At 44.4% G+C, this 1,120-nt stretch carries 1 protein-coding gene, 1 other RNA gene and 1 pseudogene; 2 read left to right on the top strand and 1 reads right to left on the bottom strand.

What is annotated here, in order from left to right; translation table 11 throughout:
* Both ssrA and A3735_RS28670 read left to right on the top strand, forming a co-directional pair.
* Nucleotides 1–146: a transfer-messenger RNA gene (gene ssrA / locus A3735_RS03410) on the top strand; the annotation flags it as partial.
* 505 nt (nucleotides 147–651) lie between these two features.
* A pseudogene (locus A3735_RS28670) lies at nucleotides 652–909 on the top strand (transposase zinc-binding domain-containing protein); the annotation flags it as partial.
* Between the two features lie 10 nt (nucleotides 910–919).
* Here the strand turns inward: A3735_RS28670 and A3735_RS03400 are convergent.
* Nucleotides 920–1,120 (bottom strand): IS3 family transposase (locus A3735_RS03400; RefSeq protein WP_156499372.1); only part of this gene is annotated, 201 nt, incomplete at its 5' end.

Raw genomic sequence — 1,120 nt, 5'->3', positions numbered from 1 at the left:
GGTCGTTTCGTTAAACTTTACTGAGCTCGCCAACCACGTCCTGCCCGTTGGGCTGTGGAAGGTTAAACTAATTAACGGATTCTAAGCATGTAGAGCCGATGGCAGAGTGCTGACGGACGCGGGTTCAATTCCCGCCGTCTCCACCAAAAGCTGGTTCATCAAGAACCAATAAAGTAGGGAAGTAACCATAAGTTTAGCATTTGCTAAAATTATGGTTCACAGGGAAGCATAAGTTTGGCAACAACCGGACAAATGCAACCCTTTCTAGACTGAAAAAGCTCATTTAATCATAGCGTTATGATTCAATGAGCTTTACTTTTTAATATCTATGATTTGCGAACCTTTTTTTAATCCTTCGACCCGCCCTCAATAAGCATTTCTGATTTGTAAACCTGAAGAAACAGAGCTAACTCATTATTCTTAGTAGATTTAAACCAGAAAGGATCGTGCACTGAGCCCGCATAAATAACAACAATTAGAAATAAATAACATACCAAAGCCAATGCCAAGGGCCGATTAGTTCCAAGAGCTCCCATAGCAAACAGCAGAGATACGATAAAAGAAGACACACTCCATAAGGAAAACAAGAAACACAGATAGACCTTGTTGATATTCCAGCTTCGTAGATACCAAAATTTGAACAGCCTCAAATTGCGTGTGCGCTGCGAAGATTGTCATCACGAGCGTTTGGTCGCTTTCAGCTGCAAACGGAGTGGTTTCTGCCCTAGTTGTGGCGCTCGGCGGATGGCGGAGAGTGCCGCACTTTTGGTGGATGAAGTATTTCCCGCAGAGCCTATTCGCCAATGGGTGCTGAGTTTTCCTTTCCAGTTGCGCTTTTTGCTGGACCGTTACCCGGAGCTGATGGGCAAGGTCTTGAGCATCGTTTACCGTACACTCTCAACTGTTCTGCGCAACTAAATCAGGACACTTTTCTTAAAGAGTTTTCGTACTCGATTGGCGACATATCTTCGTTAGAAGTATGGAGCCGCTCTAAGTTGTAATAACGCATGTAGTCAGCCACATCATTTCTCATATGCTCTCTCGTTGGCTGGGGCACTTTCAAAACCCAGTCATGCTTTAAGCTTCCAAAGAACCGCTCCACAACAGAGTTATCCCAGCA

The sequence above is a fragment of the Oleiphilus sp. HI0061 genome (assembly GCF_001635675.1).
This window is presented reverse-complemented; position numbering and strand designations above follow the sequence as displayed.